The sequence below is a fragment of the Pseudomonas sp. KU26590 genome, assembly GCF_026153515.1.
Taxonomy (GTDB): Bacteria; Pseudomonadota; Gammaproteobacteria; order Pseudomonadales; family Pseudomonadaceae; genus Aquipseudomonas.
The window spans coordinates 1351403-1376243 of sequence record NZ_CP110644.1 but is presented as its reverse complement, the minus strand read 5'-3'; the positions used below and the strand labels follow the sequence as shown (position 1 = coordinate 1376243).

18 protein-coding genes and 2 pseudogenes are annotated in these 24841 nt (G+C 59.3%); 11 read left to right on the top strand and 9 right to left on the bottom strand.

Features of this window, described 5'->3' with window-relative positions:
• Positions 1–167 precede the first annotated feature (167 nt).
• The 4 genes from OKW98_RS06230 to OKW98_RS06215 all read right to left on the bottom strand — a co-directional run bounded on the left by OKW98_RS06230 (position 168) and on the right by OKW98_RS06215 (position 4329).
• On the bottom strand, positions 168–932 hold the full coding sequence (locus tag OKW98_RS06230; protein WP_037014923.1) for an amino acid ABC transporter ATP-binding protein: 765 nt from the start codon (positions 930–932) through the stop codon (positions 168–170).
• A 10-nt stretch (positions 933–942) separates the two neighbouring features.
• Positions 943–2040: an amino acid ABC transporter permease gene (locus tag OKW98_RS06225; RefSeq protein WP_265388393.1), complete on the bottom strand. Its 1098-nt coding sequence runs from the start codon at positions 2038–2040 to the stop codon at positions 943–945.
• A 10-nt stretch (positions 2041–2050) separates the two neighbouring features.
• Positions 2051–3232 carry an amino acid ABC transporter permease gene (locus OKW98_RS06220; protein WP_265388392.1) on the bottom strand — a complete coding sequence of 394 codons (1182 nt, stop codon included), beginning with the start codon at positions 3230–3232 and terminating at the stop codon, positions 2051–2053.
• A gap of 65 nt (positions 3233–3297) precedes the next feature.
• Complete coding sequence (locus tag OKW98_RS06215) at positions 3298–4329, bottom strand: amino acid ABC transporter substrate-binding protein (RefSeq protein WP_265388391.1); 1032 nt, start codon at positions 4327–4329, stop codon at positions 3298–3300.
• 490 nt (positions 4330–4819) lie between these two features.
• Between OKW98_RS06215 and OKW98_RS06210 the strand changes: the two genes are divergently transcribed.
• Positions 4820–5476: an alpha/beta hydrolase gene (locus tag OKW98_RS06210; protein ID WP_265388390.1), complete on the top strand. Its 657-nt coding sequence runs from the start codon at positions 4820–4822 to the stop codon at positions 5474–5476.
• A gap of 297 nt (positions 5477–5773) precedes the next feature.
• Positions 5774–7072: pseudogene (gene rhlB, locus OKW98_RS06205) on the top strand (ATP-dependent RNA helicase RhlB); the annotation flags it as partial.
• A gap of 147 nt (positions 7073–7219) precedes the next feature.
• On the opposite strand, the gene moaE reads toward rhlB, so the two are convergent.
• The 5 genes and pseudogenes from moaE to OKW98_RS06180 all read right to left on the bottom strand — a co-directional run.
• Positions 7220–7669: a molybdopterin synthase catalytic subunit MoaE gene (moaE, locus tag OKW98_RS06200; protein WP_265388388.1), complete on the bottom strand. Its 450-nt coding sequence runs from the start codon at positions 7667–7669 to the stop codon at positions 7220–7222.
• Between the two features lies 1 nt (position 7670).
• On the bottom strand, positions 7671–7922 hold the full coding sequence (locus OKW98_RS06195) for a MoaD/ThiS family protein (protein ID WP_416148093.1): 252 nt from the start codon (positions 7920–7922) through the stop codon (positions 7671–7673).
• Complete coding sequence (gene moaC / locus OKW98_RS06190) at positions 7919–8404, bottom strand: cyclic pyranopterin monophosphate synthase MoaC (protein WP_265388387.1); 486 nt, start codon at positions 8402–8404, stop codon at positions 7919–7921. The genes OKW98_RS06195 and moaC overlap by 4 nt, the downstream gene beginning before the upstream one ends.
• 154 nt (positions 8405–8558) lie before the next feature.
• Positions 8559–9953 carry a PhoH family protein gene (locus OKW98_RS06185; RefSeq protein ID WP_265388386.1) on the bottom strand — a complete coding sequence of 465 codons (1395 nt, stop codon included), beginning with the start codon at positions 9951–9953 and terminating at the stop codon, positions 8559–8561.
• A 411-nt stretch (positions 9954–10364) separates the two neighbouring features.
• Positions 10365–11522: pseudogene (locus OKW98_RS06180) on the bottom strand (polysaccharide deacetylase family protein); the annotation flags it as partial.
• A 183-nt stretch (positions 11523–11705) separates the two neighbouring features.
• Here OKW98_RS06180 and yaaA point away from each other — a divergent pair.
• From yaaA to OKW98_RS06135, 9 genes are all read left to right on the top strand, one after another.
• Positions 11706–12485, top strand: a complete 780-nt coding sequence (yaaA, locus tag OKW98_RS06175) for a peroxide stress protein YaaA (protein WP_265388385.1) — start codon at positions 11706–11708, stop codon at positions 12483–12485.
• Positions 12486–13482: 997 nt separating this feature from the next.
• Positions 13483–14799 (top strand): nucleotide sugar dehydrogenase, encoded by a 1317-nt coding sequence (locus tag OKW98_RS06170; protein WP_265388384.1) that lies wholly within the window; start codon positions 13483–13485, stop codon positions 14797–14799.
• Positions 14800–14928: 129 nt separating this feature from the next.
• Entirely contained in the window at positions 14929–16410 is a 1482-nt protein-coding gene (alg8, locus tag OKW98_RS06165; RefSeq protein WP_265388383.1) for a mannuronan synthase, read from the top strand.
• A gap of 53 nt (positions 16411–16463) precedes the next feature.
• Entirely contained in the window at positions 16464–17636 is a 1173-nt protein-coding gene (locus OKW98_RS06160) for an alginate biosynthesis protein Alg44 (protein ID WP_265388382.1), read from the top strand.
• Between the two features lie 2 nt (positions 17637–17638).
• Positions 17639–19051 (top strand): alginate biosynthesis TPR repeat lipoprotein AlgK, encoded by a 1413-nt coding sequence (gene algK, locus OKW98_RS06155; protein WP_265388381.1) that lies wholly within the window; start codon positions 17639–17641, stop codon positions 19049–19051.
• A complete protein-coding gene (locus tag OKW98_RS06150; RefSeq protein WP_265388380.1) occupies positions 19048–20553 on the top strand; it encodes an alginate export family protein in 1506 nt (501 codons plus the stop codon). The genes algK and OKW98_RS06150 overlap by 4 nt, the downstream gene beginning before the upstream one ends.
• Positions 20554–20580: 27 nt before the next feature.
• Positions 20581–22215, top strand: coding sequence for a mannuronan 5-epimerase AlgG (gene algG, locus OKW98_RS06145; protein ID WP_265388379.1), 1635 nt, complete (start codon positions 20581–20583; stop codon positions 22213–22215).
• A 13-nt stretch (positions 22216–22228) separates the two neighbouring features.
• Positions 22229–23668: an alginate O-acetyltransferase gene (locus OKW98_RS06140; protein WP_265388378.1), complete on the top strand. Its 1440-nt coding sequence runs from the start codon at positions 22229–22231 to the stop codon at positions 23666–23668.
• A 7-nt stretch (positions 23669–23675) separates the two neighbouring features.
• Positions 23676–24812 carry a mannuronate-specific alginate lyase gene (locus OKW98_RS06135; RefSeq protein ID WP_265388377.1) on the top strand — a complete coding sequence of 379 codons (1137 nt, stop codon included), beginning with the start codon at positions 23676–23678 and terminating at the stop codon, positions 24810–24812.
• Positions 24813–24841: the final 29 nt, after the last annotated feature.

The following is a 24841-nucleotide window of genomic DNA, read 5'->3' as shown; positions in this document are numbered from 1 at the left end:
GGGCAGGAGGGTGTAACAGCGCATTGCGCAAAGAAGTAATCCTGTTGGAGATCGGCAGAGAACACAAGTTTTACGGGGATTGGGTACAGTTTTGTAGCCCACGCGAATCGACCGCCCACAAAAAACCCGGGCACTGGGCCCGGGCTCTTTGTATTGCTGCTACTGACTCAATGCAGAATCTGACTCAGGAACAGCCGTGTACGATCGCTCTGCGGGTTATCGAAGAAGTCGTTTGGCGCGGCTTGTTCGACGATCTCGCCTTTGTCCATGAAGATCACGCGGTTGGCCACGGTGCGGGCGAAGCCCATTTCGTGGGTCACGCAGAGCATGGTCATGCCTTCTTCCGCCAGGCCGACCATGGTGTCGAGCACCTCTTTCACCATTTCCGGATCCAGGGCCGAGGTCGGCTCGTCGAACAGCATGATTTTCGGCTTCATGCACAGCGCACGGGCGATTGCCACACGCTGTTGCTGACCGCCGGAGAGCTGACCCGGGTACTTGTGCGCCTGCTCCGGAATACGCACGCGCTCCAGATAATGCATGGCGATTTCCTCGGCCTTGCGCTTGGGCATCTTGCGCACCCACATCGGCGCCAGCGTGCAGTTCTGCAGGATGGTCAGGTGCGGGAACAGGTTGAAGTGCTGGAACACCATGCCGACTTCGCGACGAATCGTCTCGATCTGCTTCAAGTCCGAGGTCAGCTCGGTGCCATCGACCACGATGCGACCCTGCTGGTGTTCTTCCAGACGGTTAAGGCAGCGAATGGTCGTCGACTTGCCCGAGCCCGACGGGCCGCACAAAACGATGCGCTCGCCCTGACGTACGTTCAGGTTGATGTCTTTCAACACGTGGAACTGGCCGTACCACTTGTGTACGCCTTCCATCCGGATCATGCCTTCGGCGCCCAGAGGCTTACTGATAGCTTCACTCATCACAAAACTCCTAACGCTTGTGGCCTGTGTCCAACTTACGCTCCAAATGCATGGAGTAGCGGGACATGCCGAAACAGAAGATCCAGAACACCAGGGCCGCGAACACGTAACCCTCGGTCGCCATGCCGAGCCACTTCGGGTCGGCGGCAGCTTGTTTGACGCTGTTGAGGAGGTCGAACAGGCCGATGATGATCACAAGGCTCGTGTCCTTGAACAACGCGATCACGGTGTTGACCAAGCCGGGAATCACCATCTTCAGAGCCTGCGGCAGAATCACCAGCCCCATGCGCCGCCAGTAACCGAGGCCCATGGCCGCAGCCGCTTCGTACTGACCCTTCGGAATGGCCTGCATGCCGCCCCGTACCACTTCGGCCACGTACGCCGACTGGAACAGAATCACGCCGATCAGCGCGCGCAGCAGCTTGTCGAAGTTCATGCCTTCAGGCAGGAACAACGGCAGCATCACCGACGACATGAACAGCACGGTGATTAATGGAACGCCTCGCCAGAACTCGATGAACGTCACGCATATCACGCGAATGGCCGGCATTTCGGAGCGACGCCCCAAGGCCAGGACCACACCCAGCGGCAACGCGCCGGCGATACCCACCGTGGCGATCACCAGGGTCAGCATCAAGCCGCCCCACTGACTGGTGGCGACCGGGTCCAGGCCGAACACGCCGCCATGCAGCAGGAAGTAGGCAATGATCGGGTAGATGAACAGGAACGACAGGCCGTAAATCGCCTTGCGCGGCATCATTTTGATGAACAGCGGTGCTACGCCGATGATCGCCAGCCAGACGGTCAGATCAACCCTCCAGCGCAGTGCCTGCGGGTAGTAGCCGTACATGAACTGGCCGAAGCGCTGTTCGATGAACACCCAGCAGGCGCCGGCCTTGGTGCAGTCTTCGCGCGTGGTGCCGACCCAGTTGGCGTCGAAGATGGCCCAACTCAGCAGCGGTGGGATAACCAGCCAGATCAGGTAGATCGCGAACAGGGTCAACAGCGTGTTGATCCAGCTCGAGAACAGGTTCTGGCGCATCCATGCCACCGGGCCGAAGACTTTGCTCGGCGGTGGCATGTCGGGTTTGAAAGTATGGGATGTCATGCGCGTTTCCTCACCGCTCGATCAGCGCAATGCGCTTGTTGTACCAGTTCATCAGCAGAGAAATGCTGATACTGATCGCCAGGTACACGCTCATGGTGATGGCAATGACTTCGATGGCCTGTCCGGTCTGGTTGAGCACGGTACCGGCGAACAGCGAAACCATTTCCGGATAACCGATACCTGCGGCCAGCGAAGAGTTCTTCGCCAGGTTCAGGTATTGGCTGGTCAATGGCGGGATGATCACCCGCAGCGCCTGCGGAATGATGACCTTGCGCAGCGTCGGCCCTGGACGCAGGCCCAGCGAACGTGCCGCTTCGGTCTGGCCGTGGCTCACGGACTTGATGCCCGAGCGCACGATTTCGGCAATGAATGCCGCCGTATACACCGTCAGCGCCAGGGTCAGCGCCAGCAGTTCAGGGATCAACACCCAGCCGCCGACAAAGTTGAAACCCTTGAGTTCTGGCACTTCCCAATGCACCGGCGCACCGAAGATCAGCGCGCAGAGCGCCGGGATCACGATGAACAGCGCAAGGCCTGCCCAGAACTTGTGGAACGGTACGCCCGTGGCTTCGAAACGCTTGTTCGCCCAGCGTGTCATGAACACGATGGCGACAATGGCCAATACCACGCTGATCAAGAATGGCCACGCGGCATCGGTGGCAATCGCGGCAGGCATGTTCAGGCCACGGCTGCTGACGAAGAACGAACCGAGAAACCCGTGGGCAGCCCGCGGACCCGGCAGGGTCAGGAACACCGCGAAGTACCAGAACAGGATCTGCAGCAACGGCGGAATGTTACGGAAGACTTCAACGTATACCGTCGCCAGCTTGTTGATGATCCAGTTGTTGGACAGCCGCGCGACGCCAACGATGAAGCCCAGCAGGGTCGCGAGGATCACGCCGATGAACGTCACCAGCAGCGTGTTGAGCAAACCGATCAGGAAAACCCGCGCGTAGGTGTCCGACTCCGTGAACGGAATCAGGTGCTGCGCGATGCCGAAGCCGGCACTGTTTTCAAGGAAACCGAAACCTGAGGTGATACCCCGGTGTTGCAGGTTGGTCTGGGTGTTATCGAACAGATACCAACCCATCGCGACTACGGCGACAACCGTAATTATCTGAAATAGCCACGCACGCACTTTAGGGTCGCTGAGGCTGAGCCTCTGCTTTGGTGCGCTGATTTGATTTTGCATGGAGTGCCCCGGAAGAAATGCAACAAAGCGCCCGGCTGCGATTCACGCAGCCGGGTGCAGGTCAATCAACGCACAGGTGGTGCGTATTGAATGCCGCCAGCGTTCCACAGAGCGTTCTGACCGCGAGCGATCTCCAGAGGAGTGCCTGCGCCCAGGTTCTTCTCGAAGATTTCGCCGTAGTTACCGACTTGCTTGACGATCTGCACGACCCAGTCTTTCTTCAGCTTCAGCTGCGGACCGTAGTCGCCGTCGGCACCCAGCAAGCGGGCCACGTCTGGGTTCTTGGTCGACTTGGCTTCAGCTTCGACGTTCTTGGACGTGATGCCCGCTTCTTCAGCGTTCAACAGCGCGAAGCCAACCCAACGAACGACGGTGGTCCAGTCTTCATCGCCACGGGCGACAACAGGGCCCAACGGTTCTTTGGAGATGGTTTCAGGCAGAACGACGTAGTCCTTCGGCGAAGCCAGCTTGGAGCGCTGTGCGTAGAGCTGGGATTTGTCGGAGGTCAGCACGTCGCAACGACCGGATTCCAGCGACTTGGCGCTTTCGTCGGAGGTGTCGAAAGTGATCGGGGTGTACTTGAGGTTGTTGGCGCGGAAGTAGTCCGACACGTTCAACTCAGTGGTGGTACCGGCTTGAATACAGATGGTCGCGCCGTCCAGTTCCTTGGCACTTTTTACGCCCAGCTTGCTATTGGCCAGAAAGCCAACGCCGTCGTAATAAGTGACGAAGCCCGGAAACACCAGACCCATGCTCGCGTCGCGGGAGCTGGTCCAGGTGGTGTTACGCGACAGGATGTCGATTTCGCCGGACTGCAGCGCGGTGAAGCGCTCTTTGGCGTTCAGCTGGCTGAACTTGACCTTGGTCGCGTCGCCAAAAATCGCAGCAGCGACAGCGCGGCAGAAGTCGGCGTCGATGCCCTGGATCTTGCCACTTGCGTCCGGAACCGAGAAGCCTGGCAGACCGTCACTGACGCCGCACTGAATAAAGCCCTTCTTCTGAATGGCGTCCAGCTTGGCACCCGCTTGAGCGAACCCGGTCAGACCGAGCGCTGCAGCGGCGGCCACTACAGCCAGGGTGGATTTCAACATCTTCATTCAAACCTCCAGTTTGCTCTTTGTTGTGTAGGAGCCTCAGCCCCGTCGCACCCTTGTGAGGCATTCATGACCCGTGCTGGCTTGTTTTTGGGTCATGCGACGTTGAACCCGTTTACCGCCATCGACGCCAGGCAATCTGGTCATCGCATGTTCGGCATGTTACGCGTCCAGCAGATTGAAGCCCCATGATGTCCTTGAACCCCGAGGTTCAAAGCGAATCGTGCCGGGAATCCTGCTCGATGATTCCTTGCTGCCTCTGACGCAACACTCGGCTGTCTGCTTAATAGCCTATTAGTGTTACCGCCCGAGGTGAGCGCCTTCACTCCGCGGGTTGTGTAGCAAAGCTCGTACCACCATGCTGGCAATGTCGAATTAGCGACAGGTGAAGATCAAAACTTGTAACCTTGCGACATCCTGACTACCCCGCTGACGACCCGACGCACCGCCTTAAAGCGCTGCGCTGACGGGACCGCACACTAATGGAGCACACATGACTGAACCGTTGATTATCGAGCCGGAACTGGCAGCCGATGCCTGCGTGATCTGGCTGCACGGCCTGGGCGCTGACCGCTACGATTTTCTGCCGGTCGGCGAGATGCTGCAGAAGACGCTGAAGAGTACGCGGTTCATTCTGCCGCAGGCGCCGACCCGGGCCGTTACCATCAACGGCGGCTACGCAATGCCCAGCTGGTATGACATCAAGGCGATGAGCCCGGCCCGCGCCATCGACAGCGATCAGCTGGAACATTCGGCCCAAGGCGTCATCAAGCTGATCGAACAGCAACGCGACAGCGGCATCGACCCGGCCCGAATCTTCCTTGCAGGGTTTTCACAGGGCGGCGCCGTGGTGTTGCACACCGCCTTCCTGCGCTGGGAAGGCCCCCTTGGCGGCGTGCTCGCGTTATCCACTTACGCACCGACTTTCAGCGACGAGATGAGTCTGTCCGCCAGCCAGCAACGCATCCCGGCCTATTGCTTGCACGGCAGCAATGACCCGGTGGTTCTGCATGCCATGGGGCGAGCGGCCTATGAGCATTTGAAGGCACAGGGCGTCACCGTGACATGGCAGGAATACCCAATGGAGCACGAAGTGTTACCGCAGGAAATTTCCGATATAGGTGTCTGGCTCGCGGATAAGCTTCGCTAGCCCACTCATTTGATCCTTCCAATTGCGTTGCGGATTTGCTAGGACACTACGCCGCGCCGGGTTCTTGCTTTACACTCCCCGGCGTACATTCCTAAATCAATCGATGAGATCACCGTGCTCAAAGCACTTAAAAAGATGTTCGGAAAAAGCGAGGCTGAGCCGCTCGCGCCTGCTGCTCCCCTCCCCGTCCCCCAGCGCCAGACCGAAAGCGTCTCGCGGGAACCGTCAACAGCAGAAGTGCACGTGCCAACGCCCGAGCATTCGGCAGCCACCGCACCGGCCGTTACATCGCCCGTCAGGGCCGAACGCCCGCGCCGTGAACGGGCGCCCAAGCCCGTCGTCATCCCCTGGAACCTCGAAGACTTCGCCGTCGAGCCCCTGGAAGGCAAAACCCGTTTCCACGATTTTCCTCTTGCCCCCGAACTGATGCACGCCATCCAGGACCTGGGCTTCCCGTACTGCACGCCGATCCAGGCCGGCGTTCTGGGTTACACCCTCAAAGGCCGCGATGCCATCGGCCGCGCCCAGACCGGCACCGGCAAGACCGCCGCCTTCCTGATTTCCATCATTACCCAGCTGACCCAGACGCCTCCGCCGAAAGAGCGCTACATGGGTGAGCCCCGTGCGCTGATCATTGCGCCGACTCGCGAGTTGGTGGTGCAGATCGCCAAGGACGCCGAGGCGCTGACCAAATACACCGACCTCAACGTGATGACGTTTGTGGGCGGCATGGATTTCGACAAGCAGCTCAAACACCTCGAAGCGCGCCACTGCGACATCCTGGTCGCCACACCAGGCCGTCTCCTTGACTTCGCCCAGCGCGGCGAAGTGCATCTGGACATGGTTGAGGTGATGGTGCTGGACGAAGCCGACCGCATGCTCGACATGGGCTTCATCCCTCAAGTGCGCTCGATCATTCGCCAGACCCCGCACAAGGGCGAGCGCCAGACGCTGCTGTTCTCCGCCACCTTCACCGAAGACGTGATGAACCTGGCCAAGCAGTGGACGACAGATCCTGCGATTGTCGAGATCGAATCCCTGAACGTCGCCAGCGACACCGTCGAGCAGCACATCTATGCCGTCGCCGGGGCCGACAAGTACAAGCTGTTGTTCAACCTGATCAATGATCACGGTTGGGAGCGGGTAATGGTGTTCGCCAACCGCAAGGATGAAGTGCGACGCATCGAAGAGCGTTTGGTACGCGACGGCATCAATGCCGCGCAGCTGTCAGGCGACGTGCCCCAGCACAAGCGCATCAAGACACTGGAAGGCTTTCGCGAAGGCAAGATTCGTGTGCTGGTGGCCACCGACGTCGCCGGGCGCGGCATTCACATCGACGGCATCAGCCACGTGATCAACTTCACCCTGCCGGAAGTACCGGACGACTACGTACACCGCATTGGCCGGACTGGTCGCGCAGGCGCAGACGGCGTGTCGATCAGCTTCGCCGGTGAAGACGATTCGTATCAGCTGCCATCGATCGAAGAGAAGCTGGGTCGCAAGATCAGCTGCGAAACGCCGCCGACCGTGTTGTTACGGCCGGTGGTGCGTGTGCAGCGGGCGATTCCTGCGGCGGATGACGCCACGCATCTGTAGGAGCGTGGCTTGTCCCGCGATCGGCGACGCAGTCGTCGCAATGGCTGGGAATGGGGCTATAGCTGACACACCACATTTGCTGGCCTGACTGCCGGCTCCCGGCAGATCGCGGGACAAGCCGCGCTCCTACAACGCTGAGTTTGCAGTCTACTTCCAGCGATCCGCTGCCTTGTGATCGCTGTCGCGCCCTTCGACCCAGCGCGGTCCTTCTGACGTGTTTTCCTTCTTCCAGAACGGCGCTCGAGTCTTCAGGTAGTCCATGACGAAATCGCAGGCTTCGAATGCCGCCTGGCGATGGGCGCTGGCTGCCGCGACGAACACGATCGGCTCGCCCGGCTGCAACTCGCCCACCCGATGAATCACTTCCAGCTTGAGCAACGGCCAGCGCTGCTGCGCTTCATCGACGATCTTGAGCAGCGCTTTCTCGGTCATGCCGGGGTAGTGCTCGAGAAACATCCCCGCTACCTCACGGCCGTCGTTGAAGTCACGGACGTAGCCGACAAAGCTGACCACCGCACCCACGCCAACGTTGGCGTCGTGCATGGCGTTAACTTGCGCGCCGGGATCGAACGCGGCGGCTTGCACTCGCACGCCCATATCAGCCTCCGGTGACGGTCGGGAAGAACGCCACTTCATCGCCCGGCTCAACGGGCGTGTCCAGAGAGCACAGCTCCTGATTGCGGGCGCACATGATGCCTTTCTCGCTCAGCACTTCCCACACACCGCCCCGCTCCAGCAAATGCTGGCGCACGGCATCGATGGTGGCGAACGCGCCTTCGAGGTGCTCGCTTTCGGTGCCGAGGGTTTCGCGAAAGCGCGCGAAGAACTGGACTTGAACATGAATGGTCATTGGGCGCTCACCTGTTCGTCGGCGATGAAGTGCCCGCTCTTGCCACCGAGTTTTTCGAGCAGCCGCACGTGCTCGATGGTCATGCCGCGGTCCACCGCCTTGCACATGTCGTAGATTGTCAGGGCCGCGATGCTGGCGGCAGTCAACGCTTCCATTTCCACCCCGGTCTGGCCGGAGAGTTTGCAGCGGGCAACGATGTGCACGGTGTCAGGGCTTTGGGCGTTGAGTTCGACCTTCACGCCCGTGAGCATCAACGGGTGGCAGAGAGGAATCAGATCGCTGGTTTTTTTCGCGGCCTGGATGCCGGCAATGCGTGCGACGGCAAATACATCCCCTTTGGGATGCCCACCTGCGACGATCATTTGCAGGGTTTCGGGCAGCATGCGCACGCGCGCTTCGGCCACGGCTTCACGGAACGTCACGTCTTTTTCAGTGACGTCGACCATGTGGGCGCGACCTTGGGAATCGAGATGAGTAAGCACGGGATGACTCCTGGACAGGAGCGGGGATTGTAACGCCGATGCGACCCGAACTGTAGGAGCGCGCTTGCCCGCGAAGGCGTCGTGTCAGTCAACATCTCCACAACTGATCTGACGCATTCGCGGGCAAGCGCGCTCCTACAAATTCATAATCATTTTACAAATGGCTCTCCGCGTATTCAGCCAGGATCGAGCGTGGAACACCTTGCAGACTGATGTGCACGCCGTTGGGGAAATCCTTGAAACGCTCCGTCAGGTAGGTCAGCCCCGAACTGGTGGCCGATAGATAAGGCGTGTCGATCTGCGCCAGATTGCCCAGGCAGACCACTTTGGAACCGGCGCCGGCACGGGTGATGATGGTTTTCATCTGGTGCGGCGTGAGGTTCTGGCATTCGTCGATAAGGATCAGGCTCTGCTGGAAACTTCGGCCCCGGATGTAGTTGAGGGATTTGAACTGCAGCGGCACCTTGCTCAGGATGTAATCGACGCTGCCATGGGTGTTTTCATCGTCCATGTGCAACGCTTCCAGGTTGTCGGTGATCGCGCCAAGCCATGGTTCCATTTTTTCTGCTTCGGTGCCGGGCAGAAAGCCGATTTCCTGGTCGAGCCCCTGCACGCTACGGGTGGCGATGATACGGCGATAACGCTTGCTGACCATGGTCTGCTCGATGGCAGCGGCCAGGGCGAGAATGGTCTTGCCCGAACCGGCGGCGCCGGACAAGTTGACCAGGTGAATGTCCGGATCGAGCAGCGCGAACAGCGCCAGGCCCTGATAGATGTCGCGCGGTTTCAGCCCCCACGCTTCCTGGTGCAGCAGCGGCTCCTGGTGCATGTCGAGCAACAGCAACTCATCAGGCTTGACGCCTTTGACCCACCCCACGAAGCCTTGCTCATCGATGATGAATTCGTTGATGTGCACAGATGGAATCTGCTCGATCATCTGCACTTTGTGCCAGGTACGACCATGATCCTGACGGGTGTCGACTTTGCTCACCCGGTCCCAGAAAGAGCCGGTCATGTTGTGGTAACCGCGGGACAGCATCGACACGTCGTCGACCAGTTGGTCGGTGCTGTAGTCCTCGGCCTCGATGCCGCAGGCCCGCGCCTTGAGGCGCATGTTGATGTCTTTGGTGACCAGTACGATGCGTGTGTCCATTTTCCGCGCATGCAGGTCAATCAACTGGTTGATGATGATGTTGTCATTGAGGTTGTCTGGCAGCAGCCGGTTGGGCTCTTGCCGCTTGTTCATGAGGATGGACAGATAACCTTTGAATACGCCTGTACCGCGATCGATCGGTACGCCTTTTTCGACCTCCTCCGGGGTCGCTTCGCCGAGTGTCTTGTCAATCAACCGGATCGCCTGCCGACATTCAGCAGCCACCGAGTGCTTGCCCGCCTTGAGCTTGTCCAGTTCTTCCAGGACCGTCATGGGAAGTGCGACGTGATGTTCTTCGAAATTCAGAAGCGCGTTTGGATCATGGATCAATACGTTGGTATCGAGCACGTAGAGGATTGGCTGGTTAGAGGAAGGGGTGCGTCCGTGGTCATCCATACTCGCTCACCTTTGTAGTAGCCAAGTGACGCAACACACAGCGATGCCGCGCCACGAAAAGGCCGCCGGGGCTTTCCCCTTGAGGCAGGAGAAAATTGCGCAAAGTGGAGTCTGGAATGACGCCACCTGTGTTGCAGGGTTCGGCGGTCTGTTGTCGTAATACCGCAAAACCGATGACATAAAAACGCGTTTCGGCGCTTTTTGAAGTTTATTTTTCTGGGGGTAAATTAGGCCTTGGCGGATGGGTCAGCCGCGTTTACAGTCGGAAGTCCGGTCTGGGACAAATCCTCAGAAATTTGCGACATCTCCCCTTCGTTATTCCCTCTCTTTCACCGGCGGCAACGCCTGATCAACCGCTGCACCCGGCTGCTCGGCCGGCTCCTCCGGGGCGTCATCGTCCGGCGTGTCATCCTCTTCATCCGGCACATCTTCTTCGTCCGCCAACTGCTGCGGATAGATATGGCAGTCTTCCCACATCACACCGCTTTGCGCGGTATTGGCCATCAGCCATGGCACCGCCTGCTGCGGCTTGTCCGTGCTGTCATGGAACACCACATTGCCGCGCCGCCACAGCAGCATCAGCGTGAGCACCCGATTGGCCGCCTGCTCGGCGCTGATGCGTCCGGTGCTGTCCTGGGAATCGATGTTCCACAGCGAGACCCGCAGCTGCTGTTCACGGAAGAACGGCGCGCTGTCCGCACGACGATGGCCATAGGGCGGGCGGAACAGCGGCACGAAGTTGTCAGGCAGCACCTGCTGAACCAGCGCGGCCGTACGTTCGATGGAGTTCTGCCAGTCGCGCCAGTGGGCATGGGACCTGAACTCCCAGCCTTGCAAGCCGACGCATTGCTGCCGGTAGACGTTTTGCAGCGCTTGCGGCGAGGTGTTGTCGAGACGACTTTGCAGGCTTTTGCCCAGGACAAAGAAGGTCGCAGTGATCTTCTGCTGGCGCATGAAGTCAGCCAGCCAGTCCGTGGCGCCATCAGCGACGGTCGGACCGCTCTCGAAATTGAGGAGAAAGGTCCGGTCCGGCATTTCCTCACCGCTGAGTTCGTCGGAGTTGTAGCGCTCGATCTCGCTGCTGGTCTGCGGAAACAAGGCGGCCATGCGCAACAGTTCGTTGAGATAACGCTGGCTGAAAGCATCGGCCGGCGCTGCCCACCGCGCATAGAAGGAATCATCGGCGACTTTATATTCGGCGGCGCGCTGGCGCAGCATCGGCACATCATCGACCAGCACGCAGAACGATGCGTCGGCTTCACAGGTTTTTTCAGCGAATGTCCAGTTCTCGAACAGGCGCGTCCATAACCGTGTGCGGATCAGGTTCACCGTCGGCAGGTTGATCTGACGCAGGCCCAGGCGCGCACCCAGCTGGGCATCGCTGAGATTTTCGCTTTCCAGCAGCTGGTGGGCGAAGCTGAGAATTTGCGCGCGAGAAGCGACGTCGAACAGCTGCGGCGTTTCCAGAGCCTCCGGCCAGACTGCGCGATCCAGCATCGCAATATCGCCCGTGGCCGCCTGTGCGTTGAGCCCCAGCAAGCAGGCTCCGATCAATAACAGCATGCGCAACACGACGTGCTCCCAATCCTTGATAAAGAGGCCGAAAACCGGCGAGGCACTATAGCGGATTTGCCTTGGGCCAGATTGCCGGATTCGTGCACCGCTGCTGCAGGAGCGCGCCTATCGACACCATAGCTGGAGTGATCCGCGCGCAAGCCCTAGAATCGCCCGACGATTAAAGGAGACCTGCCCATGCTGATGGTGATTTCCCCAGCCAAAACCCTCGATTTCGAAACGCCGCCCACCACCAAGCGCTACACCCAGCCGCAATTTCTGGATCACTCCGAGGCGCTCATCAGCCAGCTGCGTGACCTGACCCCGGCGCAGATCGGTGAGTTGATGCACCTGTCCGACAAGCTCTCGGGCCTCAACGCCGCTCGCTTCGGCAGCTGGAATCCAGAATTCACCCCAAAAAACGCCAAACAGGCGCTGCTGGCTTTCAAGGGCGACGTGTACACCGGTCTCGACGCCGACACCCTGAGCGAACCCGATCTGACTTACGCCCAGAAGCATCTGCGCATGTTATCCGGGCTCTATGGGTTGCTGCGTCCTCTTGACCTGATGCAACCGTACCGGCTGGAAATGGGTACAAAGCTGGCGAACGCGAGGGGCAAGGATCTTTACGCATTCTGGGGCGACCGTATCAGCGAGTGGCTGAACGAAGCGCTGAAAGAACAAGGCGACGACGTGCTGCTCAACCTGGCGTCGAACGAATACTTTTCGGCGGTCAAGCGTCCGGCACTTAATGCCCGGGTGATTGAAACCGAGTTCCGCGACCAGAAAAACGGTCAGTACAAGATCATCAGCTTCTATGCCAAGAAGGCCCGGGGCATGATGACTCGCTTCGTGATTTCCGAGCGCATCAGCAAGCCCAAGGACCTGACGCAGTTCGATGCCCACGGCTATCGATACAGCAAAGAGCTGTCCTCCCCGGACAAGCTTATTTTCCTGCGCGATGAGCAAGACGCCTGATTAGCACCTCCCCTCCCCTGCGCCCGGACGCATGCCTGTCTCGAACAGTTGACGGGCATCGCAACGCCACTTAATCCCCACTTCGGTGCGTTTCAAAACGGCATCTATCCAGCCGTTTTAAAGCGAAACCATTAATCCCATCATTCGAATGCGTCCATCCACCCAACCGGTTGCAAAGACTAACAGCGGTTATCGCCGCAAATTCCCACACTTGGTTAGTTCATAACCCACAGTTTGCGCGGACGAACGGTAGTGCTGGCGACTAATTGGCGCCAACAATAAGGCGAAAACTAACGCGACTTTTTTTTCTCAAAAATTTAACAACTTTTTTTAGCCATGACTGCCTTCCGCTTTGAACTAGTGACACTAGCGTTCCAACCCCGCTCAAAGCCCCGTGAACTCTAGGCCAAACCGGCAGTGCCAGCACCTTAAAAGCATCGAAAACGTCCCCGGTGTTACGAAAAATCTCAAAAACAGGACGAGCGGCCCGGAACTTATGGTGAATGCCCACGCTCCTACTTCCCGTAACAATTCTCGTCCCCCGTGTAGGACATCTCTTACATGGCACATGGACAGATCTGGAAGTTGCTTCTCAACGAAGTTAGACCTGTCGGTCAAGTGGTACGTACAAGGAGTCACGCACCAAACTAGTTGAAGTGAATTGAGCTAGCACCATTCGGGTGCCCGCAGTCGTGAATCGGGCTGATTCATCGGGAAACGGCCAAAAGCCTTGTCCTTGAGCGCCTGACCGCGACGCGCAAACCATCCGTTGGAGTGCCTGCCACATCCCAGATCGGGAACCTATATAAATATGTATGGGCTACTCGACGCTTTTGATCTGTAGCATTTGGGTTTGCCTTTCATATAGGTAACTCACCCCTTAATTCTGCCTGTGCTTGTCCCGCGACATTCATTTGCCGTGCGTGCGAGTGCGCAAAAGTTGTAAGACAGTTTTTATATTCGGCCAACTAATGGCGTAAACATCGAGGAGATTACTATGCGTATCAGCATCTTTGGTTTGGGCTATGTCGGTGCAGTCTGTGCGGGCTGCCTCTCGGCGCGTGGTCATGATGTTGTTGGCGTGGACATCTCCGCCGCCAAGATCGATCTGATCAACAACGGCAAGTCGCCAATCGTTGAGCCAGGTCTGGGCGAGTTGCTGCAAACCGGCATCAAGACCGGCAAACTGCGCGGCACCACCGACTTCTCCGAAGCCATTCGTGCCACTGACCTGTCGATGATCTGCGTCGGCACGCCAAGCAAAAAGAACGGCGATCTGGAGCTGGACTTCATTGAATCGGTCTGCCGCGAAATCGGCTTGGTACTGCGTGACAAGAGCACCCGTCACACCATCGTCGTGCGCAGCACCGTTCTGCCGGGCACTGTCGCAAACGTTGTCATCCCCATCCTCGAAGACTGCTCGGGCAAGAAAGCCGGCGTTGACTTCGGTGTTGCGGTCAACCCTGAATTCCTGCGTGAAAGCACCGCGATCGCTGACTACGACCGTCCTCCGATGACCGTTATCGGCGAATTCGACAAAGCGTCCGGCGACGTTCTGCAGTCCCTGTACGAAGAACTCGACGCACCGATCATCCGCAAGGACATCGCCGTTGCCGAGATGATCAAGTACACCTGCAACGTATGGCACGCGACAAAGGTCACCTTCGCCAACGAAATCGGCAACATCGCCAAGGCAGTCGGCGTCGACGGCCGTGAAGTGATGGACGTGGTCTGCCAGGACAAGGCTCTGAACCTGTCGCAGTACTACATGCGCCCAGGCTTCGCGTTCGGCGGTTCCTGCCTGCCGAAGGACGTCCGCGCCCTGACCTACCGCGCCAGCACCCTGGACGTTGAAGCACCCCTGCTCAACTCCCTGATGCGCAGCAACGTTTCCCAGGTTCAGAACGCTTTCGACATCGTCGCTGCCAGCGACACTCGCAAAGTCGCTCTGCTGGGTCTGAGCTTCAAGGCCGGTACCGATGACCTGCGCGAAAGCCCACTGGTCGAGCTCGCAGAAATGCTGATCGGCAAGGGCTACGACCTGAGCATCTTCGACAGCAACGTCGAATACGCTCGCGTTCACGGCGCCAACAAAGACTACATCGAGTCCAAGATCCCGCACGTTTCGTCCCTGCTGAACTCGGACTTCGACGCGGTCATCAACAACTCCGACGTGATCATCCTGGGTAACCGCGACGAGCGCTTCCGTGCACTCGCCAACAACGCGCCAGCCGGCAAGCGTGTGATTGACCTGGTGGGCTTCATGAAAGGCACTACCACCGAAAACGGTCAAATCGAAGGTATCTGCTGGTAACACACAGCGAGCTGCAAGCCACGAGCTGCAAGTTTCAGGCTTCATCCCTCCCGTCCCGGGCGTCAGCGCCTGCGACGGGAGGTTTGGAGCTTGCGGCTTGAGGTTGCAACTGACTTAGGGATACACACTATGCAAAGGCTGAAGCACGGCTTCCTCCAGGCCGCAGGTTGGCTGTTTTATCTGACGTTGCTGGCGGCCATCGCCATGGCGCTGCCTGCATCGCTGTTTGACTCGCACTCCAAAGATTTCATTTTCCTGATCGGTATCGTCGGCATCTGGCGTTACTCGATGGGCGCAACGCACTTCGTGCGCGGCATGATTTTCCTGTACATCGTCTACCCGCACCTGCGCCGTAAAGTGCGCAAGCTGGGCAAGGCAGCCGATCCGTCCCACGTGTTCCTGATGGTTACCAGCTTTCGTATCGATGCGCTGACCACCGCTCAGGTGTACAGCTCGGTGATCCGCGAAGCCATCAACTGCGGCTTCCCGACCACCATCGTGTGCTCCCTGGTGGAAATGTCCGACGAGCTGCTGGTCAAGGCACTGTGGGCCAAGTACAACCCGCCCGAGCACGTGAAGCTCGACTTCGTGCGCATCGCCGGTACCGGCAAGCGTGACGGTCTGGCGTTCGGTTTCCGCGCCATCTCCCGCCACATGCCGGACGACCGCGCCGTGGTTGCGGTGGTCGACGGTGACACCGTTCTGGCCGAAGGCGTGGTGCAGAAAACGGTTCCGTGGTTCCAGCTGTTCGGCAACGTTGGCGGCCTGACCACCAACGAGTTCTGTGAAGTACGCGGCGGTTACATCATGAGCGAGTGGCACAAGCTGCGTTTCGCTCAGCGTCACATCAACATGTGCTCGATGGCGCTGTCCAAGCGCGTCCTGACCATGACCGGCCGCATGTCGGTGTTCCGCGCCACCGTGGTGACAGACCCGATGTTCATCGCTGACGTGGAAAGCGATTCGCTGCAGCACTGGCGTCTGGGCCGCTTCAAGTTTCTGACCGGCGACGACAAGTCCAGCTGGTTCAGCCTGATGCGCCTGGGCTACGACACGTTCTACGTGCCGGATGCCGCAATCAACACCGTTGAACACCCGCCGGAAAAGAGCTTCCTGAAGGCCAGCCGCAAGCTGATGTATCGCTGGTACGGCAACAACCTTCGGCAGAACTCCCGCGCGTTGGGTCTGGGCTTCGGTCGCCTCGGGGTCTTCACCAGCATCGTGCTGTTCGACCAGCGCGTGTCGATGTGGACATCGATCCTTGGCCTGACCGTCGCCATGCTGGCCAGCCTGAAATTCGGCATCGAATATCTGCTGGCGTACCTGCTGTGGATCGGCATCACCCGCCTGATCCTGACCCTGCTGCTGTCGTGCAGCGGGCACAAGATCGGTCCGGCGTATCCGATGATTCTCTATTACAACCAGATCGTCGGCGCACTGATGAAGATCTATGTCTTCTTCCGTCTTGACCGACAGTCCTGGACCCGCCAGGACACAAAACTGAGCCGCGACATGGCCAGCTTCCAGGGTTGGTTCAACACCTGGTCGTCGCGGACCATGACTTTCTCGGCTGGCAGCATCTTCGTTGCCGTGCTGCTGACAATGGTCTGACCGGGCCTCTGACCGAAACAATGGATCAACTCGATTAATCAGGAATTACCACCATGAATACAGCCGTGAATGCCAATGTCGTACATGAATCCGAAGCCCAGCGTCAGCACGCACGGGTCAAGATCCCGGCCAAACTGCGACTGCTCAATGGTCAGCCGAACGCCCCGCTGGTGCGTGTCGAAGACCTTTCCGCAGGCGGTCTGAGCTTCGTTGCTCCTGCCAACCTGCGTCCAGGCGTCGGTGAGGTCATCAAGGGTCGTCTGCAGTTCCTGATCGACAACCTCGGTCTGGCCATGGACGTCGACCTGCAAGTGCGCACCATCGATTCGGGCACCGGCCGTGTCGGTTGCCAGTTCCAGAATCTGGAATCGCAAGACATCTCGACCCTGCGTCACCTGATCACTTCGCACCTGTCGGGCGATCTCATCAGCATGGGCGAAGTGCTGGCGACCCTGCAGCGCGATAACTTCACCAAGGCACGCAAATCCAAAGACAGCGGCAGTGGCCTGAGCGCTTTCGGTCGTCTGCGCGCCGTGACGTTCAGCGTCGGTATCTTCGCTGTCGGTCTGATTGCATTCGGCTTCGTCGCCAAATCGGTCTACGGCATGTACTTCGTCAGCCACTCCACCTCCGGCCTGGTCAGCGTACCTAGCCTGGATGTCACCATGCCCCGTGAAGGCACTGTGACCAGCCTGGTCGCTCCGAACGGCAACATCGCCAAAGGCGCACCGCTGGCCACCTTCAACACCAGCATGCTGGACATGTTGAAAGGCAACCTGGACCCGGACGAAATGCAGCCGGCCAAAATCGAAGAGCTGTTTGGTCGTCAACTGGCCGGCACCATGACCAGCCCGTGCGATTGCGTCGTGGCCAAGCAACTGGTCGCCGACGGTCAGTACGCAAGCAAAGGTCAAGTGATCTTCCAGATGGTCCCGCGCAACGTTGCCGCCAATGTCGATGCTCGCTTCACCTACCGTCAGTTCGCCGATGTACAGCCGGGCGCTCGCGTGACCTTCCAGGTTGCTGGCGAAGCCGGCGACCACAGCGGCAAGATCGTCAGCGCCACGGCGCTGAGCCCTGCTGACCTGTCTTCCGACATCCGCGTTCAGATCCAGCCTGACGAAGCCATCAACAGCAGCCTGGCAGGTCGTCCGGTTGAAGTGGTGAGCACCCGCGGCCCGTCGCTGAACTGGTTGATCGATAAAGCCACGGCGGCAGGTTTCTAAACATGGCTAGCCCACTACGAAGCTTGTCAGCCCCTACATTGTTGAGCCTGGCGATCGCTATCGGTTTGGGCGGCTGTGCCGGCCTGCCCGATCAGCGCCTGGCCAACGAAGCCCTGAAACGCGGCGACACCGCGCTGGCGGAGCAAAACTATCGGCAACTGGCGGACCTGGGCTATAGCGATGCACAGGTCGGTCTCGCGGATATCCAGGTGGGTACCCGCGACCCGGAGCTGATCAAGCAGGCCGAGGCAACCTACCGTGCCGCAGCCGCCACTTCGCCTCGGGCGCAATCGCGTCTGGGAAAGTTGCTGGCGGTCAAGCCGAACTCCACCGAAGCCGAGCAACGTGAAGCCGAAGGTCTGTTGAAGAAGGCCTTCGCCAATGGCGAAGCCGGCACGCTGATCCCGCTGGCGATGCTCTATCTGCAATACCCGCACACGTTCCCGAACGTGAACGCGCAGCAGAAGATCAACGAATGGCGCGCCACCGGTTACCCGGAAGCGGGGCTGGCCCAGGTGCTGCTATATCGCACCCAAGGCACTTACGATCAGCATCTGGCTGACGTTGAAAGCATCTGCAAGCAAGCGCTGCACACCACTGACGTTTGCTACACCGAGCTGGCGACGGTCTACCAGAAGCGCGGCGAAGCCGACAAACAGGCTGCGTTGATCCAGCAAATGCAAAGTGGCTACGCCATGGGCAGCGTGCCTGCCATGCGTGTCGACAGCGTCGCTCGCGTGCTGGGCGATTCGACCCTCGGCAAGCCGGACGAAAAGACCGCGCAGTCGCTGCTGGAGAACGTCGCCCCCGGTTACCCCGCTTCGTGGGTCAGCCTGGCGCAGTTGCTGTACGACTTCCCCGAGCTGGGTGACGTCAACAAGATGATGGAATACCTGGACAACGGCCGTGCTGCGGATCAACCGCGCGCCGAGCTGCTGCTGGGCAAGCTGTATTACGAAGGCAAGCTGGTCTTGCCGGATGCGAAGAAAGCCGAAGAGCACCTGACCAAGGCCGCTGCGACGCAAATCTCCGCGCATTACTACCTGGGTCAGCTGTACCGCCGGGGTTATCTGGGCCATCCAGAGCCGCAGAAAGCTGTCGACCAGTTACTGACCTCCGCACGCGGTGGCCAGAACAGCGCCGACTTCGCCCTCGCGCAGTTGTTCTCGCAAGGCAAAGGCATCAAGCCTGATCCGGTCAACGCATGGGTCTTCGGTCAGCTCGCACTGGCTCAGGGCACGCCGCAAGCGACGGATCTTGTGCAACAACTGAACGAACAATTGCCGCCTGAGAAGCGCGCTCAGGCGCAGAGTCTTCTCCAGCGAGAACAGCAGGTCCGCGGCACAACGGCGCAAAACGCGTTGGCCTTGCAGACACTGCAAGAAGAAAAAGACGGCGGGGACGCACCTCTATGAAGCTTAAGTTGAACCCTCTGATGGCGGCCGGATTCGGCCTGGGTTTCTCCCTGATCTGGGCCACGCCGACGCTGGCAGCCCTGACCGACACTCAGAATTTCGGCATCGAAGTCAAAGCGACCGGCCAGATGGAAGACGACCGTGACCTCGGCACCCGTAGCGGTGGCGACGTCAACGGTGTCGGTCTGGATCTGCGTCCATGGGCGTATGGCGAGTGGGGCAACTGGAGCGGTTACGCGATGGGCCAGGTCGTCACCGCTACCGACACCATTCAGACCGACCCGCTGGATCAGCAGGTCACTGACGCCAACGGCCAAAGCGCCCAACGCTCACGCAGCACGTCGAGCAGCCGCAAAGTGGATGACAGCTACGCTGCCCTGCGCGAATTCTGGATCGGCTACAGCGGTTTCACGCCTTACCCTGGCGAGATCCTGAAAGTCGGTCGTCAGCGCCTGCGCAATGACGACGGTCAGTGGCACGACACCAACATCGAAGCGGTGAACTGGACCTTCGACACCACCCTGCTCAAGGCAGAAGTGGGCGCCGCCCAGCGCTTCAGCGAATACCGCACCGACCTGACCGAACTGTCGGCACAGGACAAGGATCGCTCGCACCTTTATGGCGATGTGGAATACCAGTGGACGCCAGGCCAATGGGCTGGCGTTCGTGCACACCACAGTCATGACGGCGGCAGCCTGAAACAACAGGGCTCAGCCATCGACGACCTGGACAAGACCTCGCGTGGCGACCTGACTTGGCTGGGTCTGCAGGCCAACAGCGACGCGTACAACTACCGCAACCTGAACACCGTCAACTATTGGGGCAGCCTGACCTGGCTGACCGGCGATCGCGACCGCATCGGCACCACCTACAACGCTGCTGAAGATCAGTACGTGGCCGGTGAGAAGAACAACGAAAACGTCAACGGCTGGGCGACCGACCTGGGGCTGCGTTTCCGTCTGGACCCAATGTGGCAAGTGGGCGGCGCTTACTCCCGCGCCAGCAAGAACTACGAGCAGAACGGTCTGGAAAGCAACCGCTCGAACTGGACCGGTACCCGCTCGCGGGTGCATCGCTTCGGTGAAGCGTTCCAGGGCGAAATGGCCAACGTAGAGTCCGGCTCGCTGTTCGCGTCCTGGCAGATGCAGGACGAGTACGACGCCTCGCTGATCTACCACAAGTTCCGTCGCGTCGACGGCCATTCGGGCATCGGCGGCGCGGGTATCAATCCGGCTCAGGAAAACGTCGACGCCGATGGCGTCAGCACGTTCGCCTCGCTGCCGCTGGAAGACGGCCGCAAGGACCTGGGCCAGGAAATGGACCTTGTCGTCACCAAGTACTTCAAGCAAGGCCTGCTGCCGGCTGCGGTAAGCCAGTCGTTCGACGAACCGTCGGCGCTGATACGTCTGCGTGCGGGCGTGTTCAAACCGGGCGATGCGTACCACAGCGGTGTAGACGAATACATGCACCGCGCCATCGTCGACGTCATCTGGCGCTTCTGATGCAAGCCGCGATAGGAGTGCAATGAGATGAACAGTCAAGCAAGCAGATTGCGTCACCGGGCATGGCCCTATGCCCTGCTGGAAAGCGCTGTGCTGAGCAGCGCCTTGCTGCTCGCCAGCACTGCGGCCATGGCCAACAGTCCGTTGCCGGTTCCCGCCCCTGCGGCGCATCCGGCGGATAACAAGGAAGTGGTGGTCAAGGGCCTGCATCAGGCCAAGACCTACACCATCACCAGTCCGCCTATCGAGCCGCTGTTGATGGACAAACCCAAACTGCCTGACCTCTCGGGGTACACCCTGCAGGCCATGCAGAAAAAGATCGTGCGCAGCAAGCCGGGCAAGGTTGCGATCAAGCGCATGATGCTGGAAGACTCGCTGAAGGAGTTCGTCGGCGGTGACAACAAGATGGCCGAATGGGTAGCCCGTCAGCACGGGATTCCACAGGCCATCTTCATCGAAGACGGCTACATGACGCTGCAGGAGCTGGCGAAGAAGGTGCCTAAACAGTACCTGAGCGAAACCTCGCCGGGCGTGTTCCTTGCACGTCTGCCGATCGTCGTCGGCAAGAATGGCATCTTTGAAATCGACAAGAAGACCACCGAGCTGCGCCTGTCTCAGGACGCCGGTGCGTTCATCGTCAACGACAACCTGCTGTTCATGTCGGACACCAAGCTGACCGGCTGGAACGAGAAAGCCAACGGCCCGTCGACGTATAAGTCGCCGAAGGAATTCCGCCCGTTCCTGCTGTCCTGGGGCGGTACCCAGACCTACATGTTCAACACCAAAGTGGCGAGCCTGGGTTACAACAACAGCAAGTCGTACGGCATCAGTATTTCCCAGTACACGCCGAACATGAAGGCGCAGATGAACCGCGCCGAGCCGACCGGCTGGATCGTCAATTCAGACTTCTCGGACATGTGGTACGGCTTCTACTGTTATGAGACCCGTGACTTCGTGGTCAAGGGCAGCACCTACCACGACAACATCATCTACGGCATCGACCCCCATGACCGTTCCCACGGTCTGATCATTGCCGAGAACACGGTGTACGGGACCAAGAAAAAGCACGGGATCATCGTCTCCCGTGAGGTGAACGACAGCTTCATCATCAACAACAAAAGCTACGACAACCACCTGTCCGGCATCGTCCTTGACCGTAACAGCGTGAACAACCTGGTGGCCTACAACGAGATCTACCGCAACCACACCGACGGCATCACCTTGTATGAGAGTGCCGACAACCTGCTGTGGGGCAACCGCGTGTTCGCCAACAAACGTCACGGCATCCGGGTGCGCAACAGCACCAACATCAAGCTGTATGAAAACCTGGCCATCGGTAACGGTTTGATGGGGGTCTACGGCCACATCAAGGACCTGTCGGACACTGACCGCGACATCAAGCTCGACCCGTTCGATGCCGAAGTCTCGCTGATCCTGGTCGGCGGCGAACTGACCTCCAACGGTTCAGGCCCGATGTCCATCGACTCGCCCCTGAGCGTCGAGCTGTACAAAGTCTCGATGCTCGCACCGACCAAATCCAGCGGGATCACCTTCAACGGTGTCATGGGCGAACGTCAGGACGAAATCCTCGATCTGCTGGTGCGCCAGCAGAAAGCCGTGTTGATCGACCCGGTCGAAAGCCAGAAACAACTCCGGGACTGAGGAAGCTATTTCTATGCACGCACATTTGATCAAACTGCTCAGCCTCTCGGGCCTGACCGCTGCACTGTTCGCCGCCAGCAATGGCGCGTACGCAGCGGACACCACTGCCCCGAGCTTCACGGCCGAGCCTTGCTGCAGTCTGTGCCCTGAAGCGCACGACGAAAAAAACTACGTCAGCCGCTACCAACAGAACTTCACCACGCTGGTTCAGGCCCAGGGTGACTGGTTGTTCCGGACCCGTGAAGACCTGCGCACCGAATTCGACACCACGCCTGAAGGCTATCGCCGCATGCAAATGCTGCACGACGCTTTCAAGAGCAAGGGTGTAGAGCTCGTCGTCGTTTATCAGCCAACGCGGGGCCTGGTTGATCGCAACAAGCTGTTCCCGGCCGAGCGCGACAAGTTCGACTACAACACCGCGCTGCGCAACTACCAGGCCATGCTCGGTCGTTTCGCGAAAATGGGCTACACCGTGCCGGACCTGTCGCCGTTGACCAACGAGCAACAGGCCCACGATTTCTACTTCCGCGGTGACCAGCACTGGACGCCCTATGGCGCTCAGCGCACGGCGAAAATCGTCGCTGACTCCGTGAAGAAGATGCAGGCGTTTGCAGGCGTTCCGCGTCGTGAGTTCGAGACCCACCTGTCAGGTCGCATGGGCAAGAAGGGCACTCTTCACAATATGGCCGGTCAATTGTGCGGCACGAGTTACGCCATCCAGTACATGGACCAGTTTGAGACGGAACCCAAAGGCGAAGCTGCCGACGGCGACCTGTTTGGTGACTCCGGCAACCCGGAAATCACGCTGGTCGGTACCAGTCACAGCGGGAAGAACTACAACTTCTCCGGCTTTTTGCAGGAATACATGGGTGCTGATGTGCTGAACGTCGCCTTCCCCGGCGGCGGCCTCGAAGGTTCGATGCTGCAGTACCTGGGCAGCGAAGACTTCCAGAAACACCCACCGAAGATTCTCATCTGGGAATTCTCGCCGCTTTATCGCCTGGACCAGGAGACCATCTATCGCCAGATGATGTCGCTGCTGGACAACGGCTGTGAAGGCAAACCGGCGGTCATGAGCGCCAGCACCACCCTCAAACCAGGGATCAACGAGTTGCTGGTCAACGGCAAAAACGGCATCAAGGATGTGCGCAACGGCAGTAATCAGATCGATATCAAGTTCGCCGACAACTCGGTGAAAACCCTTCAGGCGCGCCTCTGGTACATGAACGGTCGTCACGAAGATTTGAAGATCGAGAAACCTGAAACATCTGAAACCGACGGGCGCTTCTCCTTCGAACTGCGCGATGACAAAGACTGGGCTGACCAGCAATTGCTCGCACTGGAATTGCAGGGTCCGGAAGCGGGCGCTGCGCCACAGCAGGTCGAAGCGAAAGTATGCAAACGCAACGTGTTCCCGAATGTCGCGCATCAAACCGCGCAAGCCGGGTTATGAGGCTCTTATGCACACTCCAAAACTGATGCTCCCTACCCTTCTGTCGCTGGCGATGATGTCTTCGGCACTGTTCGCCACCGGCGCCAGCGCTGCGTCGACACTCGTGCCGCCGCAGGGTTACTACGAGGGTGTCGAGAAATTCAAGACGGGTCAGGGCAAGTTCAACTGTGATGCGGCACCGCAGCCCTACACCGGCCCGCTGCAGTTTCGCAGCAAATACGAAGGCTCGGACAAGGCCCGCGCCACGTTGAACGTCGCTTCCGAAGAGGCCTTCCGTGATGCGACCAAAGACATCACGAACATGGAGCGCGCCACCAGCAAAGTGGTGATGCAGTACATGCGTGACGGTCGGCCCGAGCAACTCGATTGCGCGCTGAACATGCTGACCACCTGGGCCAAGGCCGATGCGCTGGAGTCCACCGATTTCAACCACACTGGCAAGTCGATGCGCAAATGGGCATTGGGCAGCATGTCATCCGCCTATCTGCGCCTGAAGTTTTCCGAATCGCACCCTTTGGCCACCCGCCAGCAGGAAGCGCAGGTCATTGAAGCCTGGTTCAGCAAACTGGCGGATCACGTGGTCAGCGACTGGAACAATTTGCCGCTCGACAAGACTAACAACCACTCGTACTGGGCCGCCTGGGCCGTGATGTCCACGGCAGTGGCGACTAATCGCCAGGACCTGTTCGACTGGTCGGTGAAGGAATTCAAGATCGGCGCCAATCAGGTGGACCCGCAAGGTTTCCTGCCGAACGAACTCAAGCGTAAACAGCGTGCGCTGGCGTACCACAACTATGCGCTCCCGCCGCTGGCCATGATCGCGAGTTTCGCCCAGGCCAACGGTGTCGATCTGCGTCAGGAAAACAACGGTGCGCTCAAGCGTCTGGGTGATCGCGTGCTGGCTGGCGTGAAGAACTCAGGCAGCGAATTCGCCGCCCGCGATGGCGAAAAGCAAGACATGACGGATCTGAAAACCGACATGAAATTCGCCTGGCTGGAACCCTACTGCTCGCTGTATGACTGCGGCCCGGACGTGCTTGAACAGAAACACAAGATGCAGCCGTTCAAGAACTTCCGCCTCGGCGGCGACCTGACCCGCACTTATGACCCGACCCATGAGAAGGGTGACAAGGGCGGTTCGTAAGAGCCTCCACGTGAAAATGTAGGAGCGCG

Bases quoted from the DNA above. Each gene is read 5' to 3' on its own strand.
- OKW98_RS06230 (WP_037014923.1), bottom strand. From the start codon at position 932: ATGAGTGAAGCTATCAGTAAGCCTCTGGGCGCCGAAGGCATGATCCGG.
- OKW98_RS06225 (WP_265388393.1), bottom strand. From the start codon at position 2,040: ATGACATCCCATACTTTCAAACCCGACATGCCACCGCCGAGCAAAGTC.
- OKW98_RS06220 (WP_265388392.1), bottom strand. From the start codon at position 3,232: ATGCAAAATCAAATCAGCGCACCAAAGCAGAGGCTCAGCCTCAGCGAC.
- OKW98_RS06215 (WP_265388391.1), bottom strand. From the start codon at position 4,329: ATGAAGATGTTGAAATCCACCCTGGCTGTAGTGGCCGCCGCTGCAGCG.
- OKW98_RS06210 (WP_265388390.1), top strand. From the start codon at position 4,820: ATGACTGAACCGTTGATTATCGAGCCGGAACTGGCAGCCGATGCCTGC.
- moaE (WP_265388388.1), bottom strand. From the start codon at position 7,669: ATGGGCGTGCGAGTGCAAGCCGCCGCGTTCGATCCCGGCGCGCAAGTT.
- OKW98_RS06195 (WP_416148093.1), bottom strand. From the start codon at position 7,922: ATGACCATTCATGTTCAAGTCCAGTTCTTCGCGCGCTTTCGCGAAACC.
- OKW98_RS06185 (WP_265388386.1), bottom strand. From the start codon at position 9,953: ATGGATGACCACGGACGCACCCCTTCCTCTAACCAGCCAATCCTCTAC.
- yaaA (WP_265388385.1), top strand. From the start codon at position 11,706: ATGCTGATGGTGATTTCCCCAGCCAAAACCCTCGATTTCGAAACGCCG.
- OKW98_RS06170 (WP_265388384.1), top strand. From the start codon at position 13,483: ATGCGTATCAGCATCTTTGGTTTGGGCTATGTCGGTGCAGTCTGTGCG.
- alg8 (WP_265388383.1), top strand. From the start codon at position 14,929: ATGCAAAGGCTGAAGCACGGCTTCCTCCAGGCCGCAGGTTGGCTGTTT.
- OKW98_RS06160 (WP_265388382.1), top strand. From the start codon at position 16,464: ATGAATACAGCCGTGAATGCCAATGTCGTACATGAATCCGAAGCCCAG.
- algK (WP_265388381.1), top strand. From the start codon at position 17,639: ATGGCTAGCCCACTACGAAGCTTGTCAGCCCCTACATTGTTGAGCCTG.
- OKW98_RS06150 (WP_265388380.1), top strand. From the start codon at position 19,048: ATGAAGCTTAAGTTGAACCCTCTGATGGCGGCCGGATTCGGCCTGGGT.
- algG (WP_265388379.1), top strand. From the start codon at position 20,581: ATGAACAGTCAAGCAAGCAGATTGCGTCACCGGGCATGGCCCTATGCC.
- OKW98_RS06140 (WP_265388378.1), top strand. From the start codon at position 22,229: ATGCACGCACATTTGATCAAACTGCTCAGCCTCTCGGGCCTGACCGCT.
- OKW98_RS06135 (WP_265388377.1), top strand. From the start codon at position 23,676: ATGCACACTCCAAAACTGATGCTCCCTACCCTTCTGTCGCTGGCGATG.